Below are 16,788 nucleotides of genomic sequence, written 5' to 3'. Positions count from 1 at the left end.
ACCCTATTATTTACATATAAGATTATAAACAACAAAATTAATAATAATAAACAAAATAGTAGGTAATGAACTTGCAATAAATATGGATAAATAACCAAGATCTGCTAAAAAATTAAAGACCATAATTGAAATCACATATACAACTGCAAATGCAATACTATTTAATAAACTCCATATAAAAATATTTTTCTTCAAAAAAAGACTTACAAAACTCACAGTAAAACTTAGTAATATTAATCTAAATGAAAAAAATATTCTATTCAATAAATCAAATAACGCATCAGAATAATTTAAATTTTCTCTTATTAAATCTCCAATCCAAGCAACAAGCTTTGAAAAATTCAATGTTTTTGAAGAAAGCATAATTATTTTAATATATCCTGGCTCTAAATTCACAATATTCTCGCCATCAAGAACTTCATAAAATTTTTCTATAACATCCAATTCTACTTTATAAAATTCTCTAACACCATAAAGCATCCACTTAGAATCAACCCACTCAGCTTTACTTATATCATATCTTTTCTTAAAATTATCATCTTGATCTTTCAAAATAATCATCAAATTAGTAATAATATGAGTTTCAACATCAAAATGTTTAATATTATAAATTTCTCTTGCAAAATCCTTAATAATTATATTTCTATCATTTGCACCTTGATTACCAACATTATTTTTAAGAAATGCATCTCTTTCTGCAACAGTATCTACAACTAAATAATTATCAAAAAAAAAGAGTATCACTGAAACAAAAACACTAAGCATAATTATTGATCTCAATATCCTAGCAATCGAAATACCACAACTAAAGAGACCTATAATTTCATTTCTCATTGAAAGATTACCAAGAAGATTAGAGACAGCAAAAAGAAAAGATAAAGCTACACCATCTGAAAAACACTTAGGCAAATAAAGATAATAAATATAAATAATATCATCAATACTAAGATTATGTTCAAGATAATTTAAGAGATTTGTTAATAAATCAAAAAGCACAATTAAGATTACAAAAAGAAAATTCATAAATAAAAAAGTCAGTAATATGTTATTTATAAAAATTTTATCTACTTTCATCTCTTTAGAAGTCTCAAAAATAGTATTAAGCCTGCAACAATTAAAAGAATATTCGGCAAAATAATAACAAGAATAGGGTTTGGGGCATGTTGAACTGTATACACCTTGCCACCCATAAACATCGCCCAATAAAAAACACAAATAAGAATTGAAATAACAAGTTCAAGAATAATAGAATATTTTTTATTTGAATACATACCCATACCAAAAGCTAAAAAAATAAAAAATAAAACAGATAATGGCAAACTAATCTTTTGATAAAATTCTAAATAAAAAAAAGCATAACTTCTATTGGCAATAAGATCTTCATAAGGAGCATAATTTACACTCAAATTATAAACATAATTTAAATTTTCAAGAATAGAATTCTCATCAAAAATGTTATTCTTATCATATAAATAATTTAAATAAATATTTGCAAAATTCATATTTAAAAGATCTTCTTCCAAATAATTTTTTGCATTTAATTCTTCAACTAATTTACTTTGCCTGACAACAAGTTTAAAAACATCTCTCATACTCATCTGAGATGGAGGCACATAAGTTAACACCCAACCATCACTAAAAGTAACTTGATCAATTGAATATTTCATACGATCAGCATAAAAATAATCATAAAATCCCTTTTCGTCTTCTGTTAAAGCAATTGACAAAACATTATTTAAAATAAAATATACTTGATGATTTTCCTTTTGAATATTGAGTTCTCTTGCCATAAATATTCTGTCATAACCTTTAAGTCTAGTATTATCAAAAAAAGTCACATTCTTATAACCTGTTTCGGATTTCTCCCCCGATACAAATATCAAATCTCCATACTGCTTACTTGAATAAGGTTTCAATATTAAATGAGGTATTTCTTCTTTAATATCATTAAAAATTTTCAATCTACCAATAGATCCAAGAGGAAGCAAAAAATCATTGAGAATAAAAGAAATTAATGCAATAATTACTCCCAATTTTAAAAAAGGAGTCAATAAATTAGTAATAGATATTCCAATTGATCTAAAAGCCAAAATTTCATTATTAAGTTTAAATCTATAAATGGTAAGTATCACAGAAAGCAATGCTGCAAAAGGTGGAGATAGAGCAACTACCATAGGAAGCGAGTATATAACAAAAATAAAAGCTTTAAAAAATGGCACATAGTTTTGAAGAAGTATTCTCATAAAAAAAAGTATTTGATTTATGAAAAATACAAACAGAAAAAACAAAAAAGTAATAAAAAAATACTTGCAAAATTCAGTAATTATATAAGATTCATAATTGTTTTTTAATACTCTCATTTATAAAAACCAAACCATTATTTAAAGTCCCAAGTATAACATAATCATCAAAATTTAAAATCTTGATTAAATTTAAACTAATAAGCCCATCACCAGGACCTAAATAATCCCAACTATCACTCATCGTATCATAAATTAATAAACCATGCTCAAAAGTTGCAAATAATAGTTTCTTATCCCTAATTTCCATATCAAGAAAATATCCAATACTAAAATCATTATTAATATCATATCTTATATAAGTATGATTATCTAAATTAAGTCTAAAAAGTCCACCACCATAAGTTCCAATATAATAATAATTATTATACTTTTTTATAAAATTAATATTTTTTTCACTCTCCACTTTACTAAAAAAATTTAAATGCTTAACATTATTAAAATCGTTTAGATCAACGCTATAAATAGAGTTATTCATTGTTCCAACAAATAACAAATTTCTCTCCTCATCTAAATATAATGATGAAATCCTATTAGAATTAAGTTTAATATCAGTCCACTCACCTCTATCAGAATAAAACCATAATCCAGAATCTAGAGTCCCAACAAAAATACCATCTTTAGCACCCAGTAAAACCTGTATACTACCTAAATTAATTTGTAAAGGTTTTTCAACTTGTTTAACAGGCCCTTCCAAATCATCAATATAATAAAGAACATTATTACCGCCAATATATATAGAACCTCTATGCTCTGTAAAACCTTTAAGACCATTTAAAAAAATACTTTTCTTATCTTTAATATAAACTTTATATTCATTATTTTTAATATCATATCGTAAAAGACCACCAAATATATTTGCAACAAAAACATTACTTCCAAAAACAAACATATCAAAAATACTATTATCTAAAAATCCCAAAGTCTCTAAATTTAAATAATTTATTCCAAACTTATTATTTAAAAAGTTATAAATTCCAAGATCATAATCCGAGTTAAGAGAAGTTTGATCAACTTCTTTTAATGCAGATATTGCACCCACTCTATCCTTAACAAAATATTTAAGTTCAGCAACTCTAAGACCCGCATGAGAATATTTATAATTTTTTAAAAAATTATCAAAATTATATTCAGCTAGATCATAAATTCCCATACCATAATTTAAATATCCAAAAAACAAATTTGCCTTTGCAACTAACTCTTTAGAATAATTTTTCTCATCAGTTACTATTTTATTCAAATAGTAACTGGTTGTACCAAAATCTTGTTTAGCATAACTTTCTCTAGCACTTTTAAAATAAGGACTCTCTTCTTTTAAAAAAGCATCACTTAAAAAGAAAGATTCATTATCTCTAAGTCCCAATAAATAATTCCTCTCCTCAATCTTTAAGTCATCAATATTCGAGTCTTGATTATCAACCATAAAATCAAAAGAAATTTCAACACTTCCCTTCTCAAGAGAAATTTCAATATTTTCATTAGTAAGACACGACAAAAATAAAAACAAACTTAAAAAAATAAGCTTATATTTAAAAATAATGTTTATGTAATTTACAAATACCATAATATCCTATTAATCTCTAGCTAATTCAAGTTCAATTTTTCCAAATTTATCAATATCAGATATTCTAACTTTAACTATCTGTCCTTCTTCTAATCTTGGAAAACGCATACCAAAGCTGCTTCTACTATCTCTCCCATATCTAGAGTGTCTATTACTATACCTAGAATGCCTAATATCACCATATCTATCATCTCTAGATCTTGACCTATTACTCAAAAACCCTTCCTTAGTAGGAGTAAGTTCAATGAAAGCTCCAAAACTGTTAATTTTTTTCACAATTCCATCATAAATTTCACCAACCTTAGGTTCCCTAACAATACTCTCTATCTTTGCCTTAGCTTTTTGCATCTTTAAATTATCAGTTCCAAAAAGAGTAATTCTACCATCTTGTTCAATTTGAACTCTAACTTCAAATTCATCTGTAATCGATTTAACTGTCTTACCAGTAGAGCCAATAACAAGAGAAATTTTATCAATATCAATTTGCAATTGAATAATTTTAGGCGCATTAACAGATATATCATCTCTTGAACTTGAAATAACAGAATCCATAATAGATAAAATATGCATCCTTCCAATTCGTGCCTGCTCAAGAGCATCTCTCATCAATTGTTTTGTAACATTTGAAATTTTAATGTCCATCTGAAAACCAGTAATCCCATTTTTGGTTCCTGCAACTTTAAAATCCATATCACCTAAATGATCTTCTTCTCCAAGAATGTCACTCAAAATAACATACTTATCATCATTACTAATAAGTCCCATAGCTATCCCTGCAACTTGTTCTTTAACAGGAACTCCAGCAGCCATTAAAGACATACTTCCAGAACACACGGTTGCCATTGATGAAGAACCATTTGATTCTAATACTTCAGATACTACTCTAATGGTATATGGAAAATCATCTTTTTTAGGTAACATAGCCTCAAGGGATCTTTGAGCTAAATGACCATGTCCAATTTCACGTCTTCCTGTCATAAGTCTACCTGTCTCTCCAACAGAAAACGGAGGAAAATTATAATGAAGCATAAAATTAAGACGCTTATCACCATCAATATCATCCATTACTTGCTCATCAATACTTGTACCTAATGTTGTAACAGCCAATGCCTGGGTTTCACCTCTTGTAAAAAGAGCAGAACCATGGGTTCGCTTTAAAAGATCAACTTCAGCAACAATATCTCTTATTTGTGTAGGAGTACGGCCATCAGTTCTAAGATTATCCTCTAAGATTGATTTTCTAACAATTTCCTGCTCAAAATCATCACACGCCTTATAAAAAAGAACTTCATTCTCATCATTGATCTGCTCTAGAGAAGAAAAATGTTCATAGGCTTTCTGTTTAACTAACTTTATAGCTTTATCTCTATTAAGTTTTCCCCTTACAAAACACGCATCTCTAAGTTCAGAATAAATTAAACTTCTAAGATCATCCTTAAATTCAAAAACCTTTTCCTCATAAGCAAGTGGTAACTTTTCCCTCTCACCTATTAAATATATAAATTCCTTTTGTAAATCACAAATTTGCTTAATATAAGCATACGCCTTATCTATAGCATCAAGCAAAATTTCTTCACTAACTTCATTAGCACCACCCTCAACCATTGTAATGCCATCTAAACTTCCCGCAACAACAATATCTAAAACAGAATCTTGTATTTCATCAAAAGAAGGATTTACTATAAATTCATCATTTAAATAAGCTATCCTCACTGCTGCAATAGGACCATTAAAAGGAATATCTGACAAAAAAACAGCCGTAAAAGCAGCATTCATTCCAACAATATCAGGAGGATTCATTTGATCTGTAGACAAAGTTGTTGGAACAACCTGAATTTCCCTACCAAATCTTTTATCAAAAAGTGGTCTCATAGGTCTATCTATCAATCTAGAAACAAGCACTTCTTTATCTTTTGGCTTACCCTCCCTTTTAATAAAACCTCCAGGAATTTTTCCAGCAGCATAATATTTTTCATTATATTCAACAGATAAAGGAACAAAATCTAAATTTTCTCGAATTGAATCTGAACAACAGACTGTAGCAAGAACAGTAGAACCACCATAAGTAGCAAGAACCGCTCCATTTGCCTGTTTAGCTAACAAACCTGTTTCTAAAATTAAATCTTCTCTGCCTATTTTCAATTTTAAAATTTTTCTCAAAACCTACCCCTTATTACTTTCTAAGTCCAAGTTTAGATATTAAGGTTCTATAAGCTTCCAAATTCTTTTTTTGATAATATCTCAATAAACTTCTTCTCTGCCCAACTAACTTTAATAAACCTCTCTTAGAGCTATGATCTTTCTTATTATTTTTCAAATGCTCTGTTAAATATCTTATTCTATCTGTAATTAACGCTATTTGCACTTCAACTGAACCTGTATCATTTGAATTTTTTCCAAATTCTGTAATTATTTTTTGTTTCTGTTCTTTACTAATCATAAAAACGGCTCCTATACCATCATAGCAAAGCCTATAATAGACCATATTGCTATAATTAAAATCTTCATCAGTCAATTATAATATTTTTTCACTCAAATAACAAAAACAGTCTAAAGACTTTTTTGCTAAAAATTACATAAATCTAACCTAATTAAGTTCATTATCAATAATAACGCTAAAGAATAATCCATTATAAAAACTTTATTGCAATCTTTCTTATCTAAAATATTGCAATAAAGACCAATAATCTTGCAATCAAACAATAAAATCAACAATTATTATTTATAAATCAAATATTAAAAAATAATAACATACCTATATTTATTTAAACCAATGCCACAAATTATTGCTAATGTTTTTTCATTCTTAGACTTCAAAATTTTAAATTCGCCATCATTAATAGCAATATTTATATAAATACCATTTTGTATAAGTCTAATCATATTATTATCAACATAAATTTTCTCAAAAAAATTTAAAGATTCTATACCAAGTAAAGAGTCATCATTAAGCTTGTCAAAACAATAAGCATCATCTAATTTAAAATCACCAATTTGGGTTCTCTTAAGGCTCTTTACATAAGCACATGATCCTAAAGCATGCCCCAAATCTCTTGCTATACTTCTAACATAGGTACCCTTAGAACATTTGATCTTTAATTTTAAAATACGAGAATCAATATTATAATCTAAAATTTCAATATCATATATATTTATCCTCCTAGCCTGCAAATGAAAAGACTGTCCACTAAGAGCAAGCTTGTAAGCTCTTTGACCTTTAACATGAATTGAAGAAAACTGAGGTGGCACTTGAAAAATTTCACCTATTAAAGACTCAACACCAAGAACTACCTCATTTAAACTGGGAACATAATCTGTTGAATTTATTATTTTACCATTAGGATCAAGTGTATCAGTCTCAATACCAAATTCAAATTCTGATATATACTCTTTATCTAAAGATGTAATATAACCTGAAAGTTTAGTATATTTACCAACTAAAACAACTAAAAGACCACTTGCAAATTTATCAAGAATACCTGTATGTCCAATTCGACTTGTAGAGAAATATTTTTTTATAGGATAAAGAGCTTCATAAGAAGTTATCCCAACTAGTTTATTTAATAAAATAATCCCATCCATTAAATTTTTACTATTCTTCACTAAAATTTAGATTTTCAATTATTTTATTAACATAAAAAGCCTTAGAAATAGTATCATCTCTTATAAAATTCAATTTAGGAGTATTTCTAACCTTAATACGCTTAACAAGTTTTTTTTGAATAAAACCCTTAGCATTATTCAATGCTTTAATAGCATTATCAAGAGACACACCTTCTTTAATAGATCCAACAAATACCTTTGTATTAATTAAATCATTTGCAATCTCAACCCTTACAACAGTTAAAAATTCATGCACTCTAGGATCTTTAATTGATCTTGTTACTATCAAATTACCAATCTCTTGAATTAATAAACTCTCAAGTTTTGATTTTCTTATTGCTTTTTCCATACATAAACACAAAAAATTCTTAAGACTCAAAACGTCTTTTTACTTTCTTAACCTCAAATGCCTCAATGACATCACCTTCTTTAATATTAGAATAATTATCAATCATAATACCACATTCATATTGAGCACCAACTTCCTTAACATCCTCTTTAAATCTTCTTAGTGAGGAAATTTTACCAGAATGTACTTGATATCCATCCCTCATGATATTAGTTACAGCATCACGCTTTATGCACCCTTGCGACACATAACATCCAGCCACTACCCCAACCTTAGGAATATTAATAACAGCACGAACTTCAGCAAATCCAATAAACTGCTGTTCAATATCTGGTTCTAACATACCTTCAAGAACTGATTTAATATCATTAATTGCATCATAAATTATATTATACTTTCTAATTTCAACTTTTTCTTGATCAGCCAAAAATTGTGCTTTTGCTGTAGGCCGCACATGAAAACCAATAATAACTGCCTCACTTGCTGCTGCAAAACTAATATCGGTCTCTGTTATTGCACCTACCGAAGAATGAATAACTTTTACTCTAATTTCATTATTAGTCAATTTTTCAAGAGAATGTTTTAAAGCTTCAACAGAACCTTGAACATCTGCTTTTAAAATTATCTTAAGTTCTCTTAATTCCCCATCCTTAATTGAATCATAAAGATTTGACATGGTAACTTTTTTCACATTTTTAGCATCTTCATATCTCTTAAGATCTTGCCTTTTAGAACTAATTAATTTGGCTTCTTTTTCGGTTTTTGTAACTTGAAATGGATCACCGGCTTGTGGAATTGATGAAAAACCTAAAACACTAATTGCTTTTGCAGGACCAATACTCCTAACAGATACTCCTCTTTCATTAATTAATGCCCTAACTTTACCATGATATACTCCTCCAACAAAAGAATCTCCTATAGAAAGAGTTCCATCCTCAATTATAACAGAACAAACCACTCCTCTACCCATATCAATCTTAGCATCAAGAACTCTACCAATCGCCCTTTTGGTTGGATTTGCTTTTAATGACATTACTTCAGCTTGCAAAATAATCATATCAAGAAGTTCTGTAATACCAATATTTTTAAGAGCTGATATTGCAACAAAAATTGTATTCCCACCCCAATCTTCAGGTATCAAATCATACTCTGAAAGTTGATGCTTAACCTTATCTAGATTTGAATCTGGTAAATCAATTTTATTAACTGCGACTATGATAGGTACATTTGCATCTTTTGCATGATTAATAGCCTCAACAGTCTGTGGCATTACCCCATCAACAGCAGAGACAACAAGAACAACAATATCAGTAACTTGTGCTCCCCTGCTCCTCATCATTGTAAAAGCCTCATGTCCTGGAGTATCTAGAAAAGTTATTTCATGCTCATTGTAATTAATAGTATAAGCCCCAATATGTTGCGTAATCCCACCAAATTCAGTTTGATTGATATCAATATTCTGCAACACTGATAAAAGTCTAGTCTTTCCATGATCAACATGTCCCATTATTGTAATGACAGGTGGTTTTGTAACTTCCTTACTCTCATCATCTTCCTCTGCCTCTATCACTGTTTCATCATAAATTGAAACAACATTAACTCTTGAACCATATTCTTCAACCAAAATAGTAGCAGTATCAGAATCAATCTTTTCATTAATAGTAGCCATTACACCTAAGGTCATCAATTTAGCAATTAAATCTGAAGATTTTAAATTCATTTTTCTTGCAAGTTCAGCAACAGTAATACTACCCATAATATCAATTGACTTAGGAATTGGATTTGCTAAATTTTCTTTCTTCTTTTTCTGAAGTTGTTCAAAGACTTTCTGTTCTATTGTTTTGCTCTCAATCTCCTCTTTCTTCCTTTTATAAACTTTTTGGCTCTCTTGTTGTTGTTTCTTTTTCTCGCCAAGTTTTCTATTAAGAAGACCCTTATTATCAGAATCAGAAGGAGGTGACATAGTTACACTAGAGACAACCTTAGTTCTAATCACTCTTCTAAATGACTGGGAACTATTATTACTACTATTACTATTATCTCTACTATGAGTATAGTTTCTATTAGAATATACCCTATTACCTTGTTGAGGTGCCCCAGAACTATCTTTATTATCTGTATGAAAAGAAGAAGATTTTATCCCACCCCCTCTAGAATAAGAATTTTCTCTATTATCTCTATTATAAGTAGAATTTCTATTAGAATACCTTCTATGACCTTGTTGAGGTGCCCCAGAACTATCTTTATTATCCGTATGAAAAGAAGAAGATTTTACCCCTCCCCCTCTAGAATAAGAATGCCCTCTATTATCTCTACTATTATTATCCCTATTGTAAGAATAGTTTCTATGAGCATATCCCTTATTGCCTTGTTGCACTGTACCAGAATTACCCCTGTTATCTGTATGAAAAGAAGAAGATCGCACACCCCTATCCCTATTATCATACGAATACCCCCTACCAGAAGATTGATTATTCCATGAATTTGAAGGTTTAAAAGAATCATCTCTAGACCTATTCAAGTTTTTATCAGTATGAGTTACAACCTTTACCACCTTCTTTCGTAATTTAACAACCTTAATTTTTTTTTCATCTTCACTGCGATCATCATCAATATTTTCTGACAAACTATTACTCCTCTTCAAATTCAAAACTAAGCCCTATCTTACAACCCGGACAAAAAGTCATATTTTCATTAATAACAGTACCACACTCAGGACAAAGTAAATCTTCCTCATCTTTCACACCCTCAACAGATTCATCGTCATTAGAAATTATTACCATTCCTTCTTTTAATATTTTATTTATCTCTTCTTGCTTTTCATAAGTTATTCCTAACTCAAAAAGCTTATCTTCACTGGCATTTAAAAAATTATCAATATCATCAAGATCTCTTTGAATCAATTTGGCAACAATATCATCATCAAGAACTTTAAGTTCACTAATTTTGTTTATCTCTTCAAATTCATCTTCCTGAACATTATCCTGAATAATTTTGTCAAACATTTCAAAAGTATCTTGCTTAAACTCTCCACTTGCCTTCATTTCAGCAAATTGACTACTAGTTTTAACATCAATTGCCCAATCAAGAAGCCTATTTGCAAGTCTAACATTTTGTCCCATTTTACCTATTGCAAGCGAAAGTTGCTCATCACTTACAACAACTAATGCCTTATGCAAATCTTCATCAATAATATACACATTATCTATCTTAGCTGGAGTTAAAGAATCTTTAATAAACTCCTTAATATCTTTAGAATAAGGAATAATATCTATTTTTTCTCCTTCAAGTTCTTTAATTATTGACTGAATTCTAACACCCTTTTGTCCAATACAAGGACCCACAGAATCGACTTCTTCTTTCTCAGAATAAACAGCTACTTTAGTTCTATAACCTGGGTCCCTTACTATTTTATGTATCTTAATAATTCCCTCTTCAATCTCAGGAATTTCAAGAGCAAGTAATTCCTCAATAAATTTAGGATGGGTTCTTGACAAAATTACCTCTATCCCATTCCTTCCTTTTTTAACACTATAAACAAGAACTCGAACTTTATCATTAAGACTATAAACTTCTCTTGGAGACTGATATTTCTTAGGAATAACACCATCTGTACTACCAAGATTAACATAAAGATCTCCATTTCGATTTTGTTGAACATAACCAATAACAATTTTATGTAATTTGTGCTTAAATTCTAAATAAAGTTCATTATCCTCAATTCCCTGCAAATCACTCTTAGTTCTTTGTTTAGCAACCTGAATTGACAGTCTATCAAAAATTTTAGGATTAATTTCAACATAAACATATTCATTATCTACAAGTTCAAATGTTTTAGCATCATCTACTAATATCTCCATCACATTATTTTTAACTTCATCCACAACCTTCTTCTTAGAATAAACTATTAAGTCCCCAGTATTATCATCAAACTTAATTAAAGCATTATCACTTGTTCCAAAATATTTCTTATAAGCTATTATTACCGATTCTCTAACCGTCTTCCTAATAGCATCTATACTCATTCCCCGCTCACTAGCAATATTGGCAATCATTTGACCAGTACCCTTTATCATATCCAAGACTCCTTTAAGACAATTTAGCCTTCTTAACATTGCTATAAAGAATTTTTACTTCTTTATACTCCGTTTTAAAAATAAAACCATCCCTCTCTGCTCTTAAGATAAAACCTTCTTCAAAATCATTATTTAACATCAATTTGATTTTTTTACCCTCAAAAATCTTAAACTCTCTATCACTCTTAATTTTTCTATTTATTCCAGGCGTAGAGATTTCTAAACTAACATTATATTTAAGAACCGCTTCCAATTTCAATAAAATCATTTTATGTAAATCACAAAGCATATCAACACCGAAATTATCACTCTTATAAAGAACTATCTGTATTTTAAATTCATCTCTTCTTCTAAAAGTATTAATTTCTATAATTGAGATTCCTAATAGATAGGTTACATCCTTTATTAAATTATAAATTTCACTATTATCAGAAATTTTAACCAATCACATTCCTAAAAAGAATAAGGCTCTTTTTAAAAGAACCTTATTAAATAAAATAATCAATCCAAGTCAAATGTAACATTAATGTCAACAAATGTCAATACACTAATCATCAACTAAACTCTAGCAATTGACAGTTTTATCACATTATAAAACCCATTCTTTATGAGAATATTCTCACAAAACGTCATAGATGTTCCGGTTGTCACAATATCATCAATAAGCACGATTCTTTTAAATTTCATATATTTATATTTAGATCTTAACGTAATCTTATTCTCTAAATTAGTATATCTCAAATTTCCACGTAATAACTTTTGACTCCTACCCAAACCTCGTTTAAAAATATTGATATAATTTACCCCTCTCTTAGATAATAAATTACCAATATATTCCATATGATCAAAATCATAAAAAAAATTTCTTTTAAAACTACAAGGAACACTCACAACCAAATCAAAATCAATATTCATTAAAAATTGAAAAATTATATTTGCAAAAAATTTACCAAGTAATTTTTGTCCATCACTCTTATAAGCAAGAATTAATTTTTTATATTCATCTTTATATTCAAAAAAATACCAAATATCATCTCTCAACTTAATATCAAAATGAAACAAAGTAACGCACTGCTTGCAAAGGGAATTTAAATAAACATAATTTCTATGACAACAAGAACAAAAAGGAAAAAATATACTTTTTAAAACAGTCCAATTCCACATTGACACGATCTTAAGTTTTAATTCTTAATATTATTTCATTTAACAGATTCATTGCTTGAAAAGGAGTAATACTATTAATATTTATTTGAGAGATAAAATTCTGAAGTTCAAAATAAGCATTAAGTTCAGACTTATGTTCAGACTGATAATTTAAACTTTTTTCTGGTAATTTCTCATCAATAACAGAAGTCATAGTAGTAAAATTAGATATACAAAAATGTTCTCGACTAGCCAAACTCTTAAGAATAATATTAGCTCTTTTTACAACTTCTAAAGGTATGCCAGCTATTTGAGCAACATAAATCCCATAAGAATTAAGAGAGGGTTTCTCTTCGACCTCCCTTAAAAAAATAAGTTCATCCCCTTGTTGCTCTATTTTCATTGAAAGATTCACAAAAGAATCATGATTAATAGCTGATAGTTCATGAAAATGAGTTGCAAATAAACTCCTAGCCTTAATATGCTTTAAAATATATTCAACAATTGAATAGGCAATAGCAAGTCCATCATTAGTACTAGTACCTCTACCAACTTCATCCATAATAATTAAACTATTTTGAGTTGCATTCCTTAAAATATTAGCCGTCTCATTCATTTCTACTAAAAACGTAGATTCACCTTTAGCAATATTGTCACTTGCACCTATTCTACAAAAAATCTTATCTGTAACCCCTATTATCGCCTTACTAGCAGGCACGAAAGATCCAATATGACTCATTAAAACAATTAACGCAGTCTGACGCAAATAAGTTGATTTTCCTGCCATATTAGGGCCAGTAATCAAACAAAAATATTTCTCACTATTAATTTTGACAGAATTTTTAGTAAAAGATCCAACGCCTCTCATATAATGCTCAACAACAGGATGTCTAGCACACTCAAGAATAATTTCTTTATTATTTGTCAAAATAGGTCTTACATATTCATTTTTTCTAGCCAAATATGCAAAATTTGCAATTACATCGATATACGCAAAAAACTCAGCAATTTTTTTAATAATGACACTATATTTAACAACTCTTAAAGCTATCTCATCAAAAATTTCCTGCTCAAAAGCTAACAAATTATCTTCAGCATCATTAATATCTCGCTCAAGTTCAATAAGTTTGTTGGTTTTGTATCTCTTAGCAGAATTTAAATTCTGACTCTCTATAAAGTGAGATGGAACTTGTCCATAATAACTTTTTGTAACCTCAAAAAACAAACCTTTAATGTTAGTTTTCTTGATCTTAAGACTATTAATTTTATTAAAATCTCTCTCAAAATTAAGATAATCATCAATATACTTACTTGCATTATTTTTAATTTCTCTTAAACGATCAATCTTAACATTATACCCATGTTTTATAAGTTCATCTTGTTCATTTGAAATAGAACTATCAATTAAAGAATAAACTTCCATTATGCTGGTTTCATCATTAACATCAAATATCCAATAATTAAAAGAATGTTCATTAAGTAATTCTTTCACTGAAAAAAATGCCAACAAAGTTTCTTTAATAAACAAAAAATCTTTTTTTACATATTTTCTCATCTGAAGTCTTGATATTATTCTCTCAATATCCCAAACATCACTAAGAATATTTCTCAATTGCATGCTTAAATTAACATTATTACTTAAAAAGTCTACATGAAATAATCTATTATTAATTGCACCAATATCCAAAAGAGGATTTAATATATACTCTCTTAAAAGTCTCTTTCCCATTGGTGTCTTACAATCATTCAACACTGAATAAAGAGAATAGCAAACTGTCAAATCATTATTATTTTTTACAAGTTCAAGATTTATCTGAGTAACATCATCAAGAAACATATAATCAGAATCATTATTAATATTAATCGTATCAATATTAATCAATAAATTTTTTAAATTGTTCTTTATGTAATCTATTATTAAAAAAGATGAAATGTAATAAGGCTCACTCTCTATAAAACCAAGAACACTTAAACTAACAACATTAAAATGTTCTTTCAATGATTTAATAGCAATATCCTTATCTAAATGCCAACTAGGAACTTTATTAACTAAAAATCGATCAAGAACAAGCTTTTCTAAATATTCATAGTAAAAATCATCAGAAACTATTATTTCCTTTGGAGAATATTTTTCAATATCACGTCTTAACTTTTCTAAAAAATTTCCTTTATAAAAAATAATTCCTAGCTTAGATGTTGATAAATCTATATAAGAAAATGAACAATAATCCTTATAATCACTAATAGCTACTAAATAATTATTAACATCATCTTGTAAAAAATCCTCATCAATCACAACACCAGGACTTATAACTTCAACAACTTCTCTTTCTAATGGACCCTTAGGCTCAGTTTGCAATCCTTGTTCACAAATTGCAACCTTCCTATCAAGCAAAATTAATTTTTTAATATATTCTCTGCTTGTATGACAAGGCACCCCACACATAGGGACATTTTCTCTTTTAGTCAAAGTTAAACCTAAAAGCTTACTTCCTTCTATAGCATCATCAAAAAACATCTCATAAAAACTACCTACTCTAAAAAATAGAATAGAATCTTTATATTTGTCTTTAATATCTAAATACTGCCTCATCATCGGCGTAATATCTTTTTTCATATAGATAACACTAAAATTATAATTGATATTATTAAAACTTTACAATATACTTAAAAATATCAAAAGAATGAAAAATGGAAAAAGATACTTCTCAAAGCAATGTCTTTTACGTGTGTAAAGGCGATTCTATTTTCATAAAGCTAATTAACAGATTCACAGCATTATATTCTGTTAATTTTAAAACATTCATTAAAAATACATTTATTAATAACAATGATAAAATAAATAATTTATATATAGATTTATCTGAAACTCAATATTTAGATTCAACTTTTATGGGAGTATTGCTATATATTGACAATAAAAGCAATGAGCATAAAAAAAATTTCAAAATAATAAATTCTAGTAAAGAAGCACTTCAAAACTTAAGATCGCTTGGTCTTGAAAAAATATTAAAAATAGAAAATAGAAAAGAAAAATTACATAAAAGTGATATGCAAGAATATTTTTGTTTTAACACACATAAAAACACAATATTTAAATCTATGCTAAAATCACATATTTTACTTTCAAGCCTAAATAGAGACAACAAAAAAGAATTTTGTACTCTAATTAGAAGACTTAAAAAAGAAAATAGCAATTAAAATTAAACAAAAACATATTATAACAATACACTATTGTTCATTTAAATACTTAACAACATCATCCGTTATATCAACTGTACTATTATAATAAAGAATATAAGGATTATCCTTTTTCATAACCAAAGAAATACCACTGGTTTCTGCAACGTGTTGAATACTCTTAAGTATCTTACTCCAAAGTATTCCATCATTATTTAAGCTGTTTATATTAATTTGTTTTTGTTGTTCAAAATTACTTTTCGCCAAATTTTTAAGTTTTTTAAGTTCATCAATCTTTAAATTATACTGATTACCATATAATTTAGCATTATCTAAATCATGTATCTCCATAGAATCATCATACATTTTCCTTAAATCTTTAATCTCAGAATTCAAAGTATCAATTCGCTCTTGATAATGATTTTTCAACTGTTCAAGGTTAGACTTTAATTGAGGACTTAAAAACCCAATTACAACTTTCTCAAAATCCACAATACCAATCTTTGTAACATTAAGTGACAAAAGATTTAACGGAAAAAAACATGTAAATAAAAATACAATGAAAGCCATAAA

The 16,788-nt window shown here is 28.1% G+C and carries 14 protein-coding genes; 1 reads left to right on the top strand and 13 read right to left on the bottom strand.

Annotated elements, in window-relative coordinates:
- Positions 1 to 6 precede the first annotated feature (6 nt).
- From U880_RS0105125 to mutS, 12 genes are all read right to left on the bottom strand, one after another.
- Positions 7 to 1,074: an LptF/LptG family permease gene (locus U880_RS0105125; RefSeq protein WP_024655056.1), complete on the bottom strand. Its 1,068-nt coding sequence runs from the start codon at positions 1,072 to 1,074 to the stop codon at positions 7 to 9.
- Positions 1,071 to 2,360, bottom strand: a complete 1,290-nt coding sequence (locus U880_RS0105120; protein WP_024655055.1) for an LptF/LptG family permease — start codon at positions 2,358 to 2,360, stop codon at positions 1,071 to 1,073. Before U880_RS0105120 ends, U880_RS0105125 begins: the two co-directional genes overlap by 4 nt.
- Positions 2,335 to 3,864, bottom strand: a complete 1,530-nt coding sequence (locus U880_RS0105115) for a hypothetical protein (protein ID WP_024655054.1) — start codon at positions 3,862 to 3,864, stop codon at positions 2,335 to 2,337. The genes U880_RS0105120 and U880_RS0105115 overlap by 26 nt, the downstream gene beginning before the upstream one ends.
- Before the next feature lie 9 nt (positions 3,865 to 3,873).
- Positions 3,874 to 6,024 carry a polyribonucleotide nucleotidyltransferase gene (gene pnp, locus U880_RS0105110; protein ID WP_024655053.1) on the bottom strand — a complete coding sequence of 717 codons (2,151 nt, stop codon included), beginning with the start codon at positions 6,022 to 6,024 and terminating at the stop codon, positions 3,874 to 3,876.
- 13 nt (positions 6,025 to 6,037) lie between these two features.
- Complete coding sequence (rpsO, locus tag U880_RS0105105; protein WP_014696616.1) at positions 6,038 to 6,304, bottom strand: 30S ribosomal protein S15; 267 nt, start codon at positions 6,302 to 6,304, stop codon at positions 6,038 to 6,040.
- Between the two features lie 296 nt (positions 6,305 to 6,600).
- Complete coding sequence (gene truB, locus U880_RS0105100; protein WP_024655052.1) at positions 6,601 to 7,446, bottom strand: tRNA pseudouridine(55) synthase TruB; 846 nt, start codon at positions 7,444 to 7,446, stop codon at positions 6,601 to 6,603.
- A gap of 10 nt (positions 7,447 to 7,456) precedes the next feature.
- Positions 7,457 to 7,816 carry a 30S ribosome-binding factor RbfA gene (gene rbfA / locus U880_RS0105095; RefSeq protein WP_024655051.1) on the bottom strand — a complete coding sequence of 120 codons (360 nt, stop codon included), beginning with the start codon at positions 7,814 to 7,816 and terminating at the stop codon, positions 7,457 to 7,459.
- A 19-nt stretch (positions 7,817 to 7,835) separates the two neighbouring features.
- Positions 7,836 to 10,442, bottom strand: a complete 2,607-nt coding sequence (infB, locus tag U880_RS0105090) for a translation initiation factor IF-2 (protein WP_024655050.1) — start codon at positions 10,440 to 10,442, stop codon at positions 7,836 to 7,838.
- A 4-nt stretch (positions 10,443 to 10,446) separates the two neighbouring features.
- Complete coding sequence (gene nusA, locus U880_RS0105085; RefSeq protein ID WP_024655049.1) at positions 10,447 to 11,892, bottom strand: transcription termination factor NusA; 1,446 nt, start codon at positions 11,890 to 11,892, stop codon at positions 10,447 to 10,449.
- Between the two features lie 13 nt (positions 11,893 to 11,905).
- A complete protein-coding gene (rimP, locus tag U880_RS0105080; RefSeq protein WP_024655048.1) occupies positions 11,906 to 12,337 on the bottom strand; it encodes a ribosome maturation factor RimP in 432 nt (143 codons plus the stop codon).
- 113 nt (positions 12,338 to 12,450) lie between these two features.
- Complete coding sequence (locus tag U880_RS0105075) at positions 12,451 to 13,056, bottom strand: type I phosphoribosyltransferase (RefSeq protein ID WP_024655047.1); 606 nt, start codon at positions 13,054 to 13,056, stop codon at positions 12,451 to 12,453.
- A gap of 10 nt (positions 13,057 to 13,066) precedes the next feature.
- On the bottom strand, positions 13,067 to 15,652 hold the full coding sequence (gene mutS, locus U880_RS0105070) for a DNA mismatch repair protein MutS (RefSeq protein ID WP_024655046.1): 2,586 nt from the start codon (positions 15,650 to 15,652) through the stop codon (positions 13,067 to 13,069).
- A gap of 74 nt (positions 15,653 to 15,726) precedes the next feature.
- Here mutS and U880_RS0105065 point away from each other — a divergent pair, with 74 nt between their 5' ends.
- On the top strand, positions 15,727 to 16,236 hold the full coding sequence (locus tag U880_RS0105065) for an STAS domain-containing protein (RefSeq protein WP_024655045.1): 510 nt from the start codon (positions 15,727 to 15,729) through the stop codon (positions 16,234 to 16,236).
- 30 nt (positions 16,237 to 16,266) lie between these two features.
- On the opposite strand, the gene U880_RS0105060 is transcribed toward U880_RS0105065, so the two are convergent.
- Positions 16,267 to 16,785 carry an OmpH family outer membrane protein gene (locus tag U880_RS0105060; RefSeq protein ID WP_024655044.1) on the bottom strand — a complete coding sequence of 173 codons (519 nt, stop codon included), beginning with the start codon at positions 16,783 to 16,785 and terminating at the stop codon, positions 16,267 to 16,269.
- Between the last annotated feature and the right edge of the window lie 3 nt (positions 16,786 to 16,788).

Source organism: Borrelia hispanica CRI, assembly GCF_000500065.1.
Classification (GTDB): Bacteria; Spirochaetota; Spirochaetia; order Borreliales; family Borreliaceae; genus Borrelia; species Borrelia hispanica.
The sequence above is the reverse complement of the archived record's forward strand: the minus strand, read 5'-3'. Positions and strand labels throughout refer to the sequence as shown.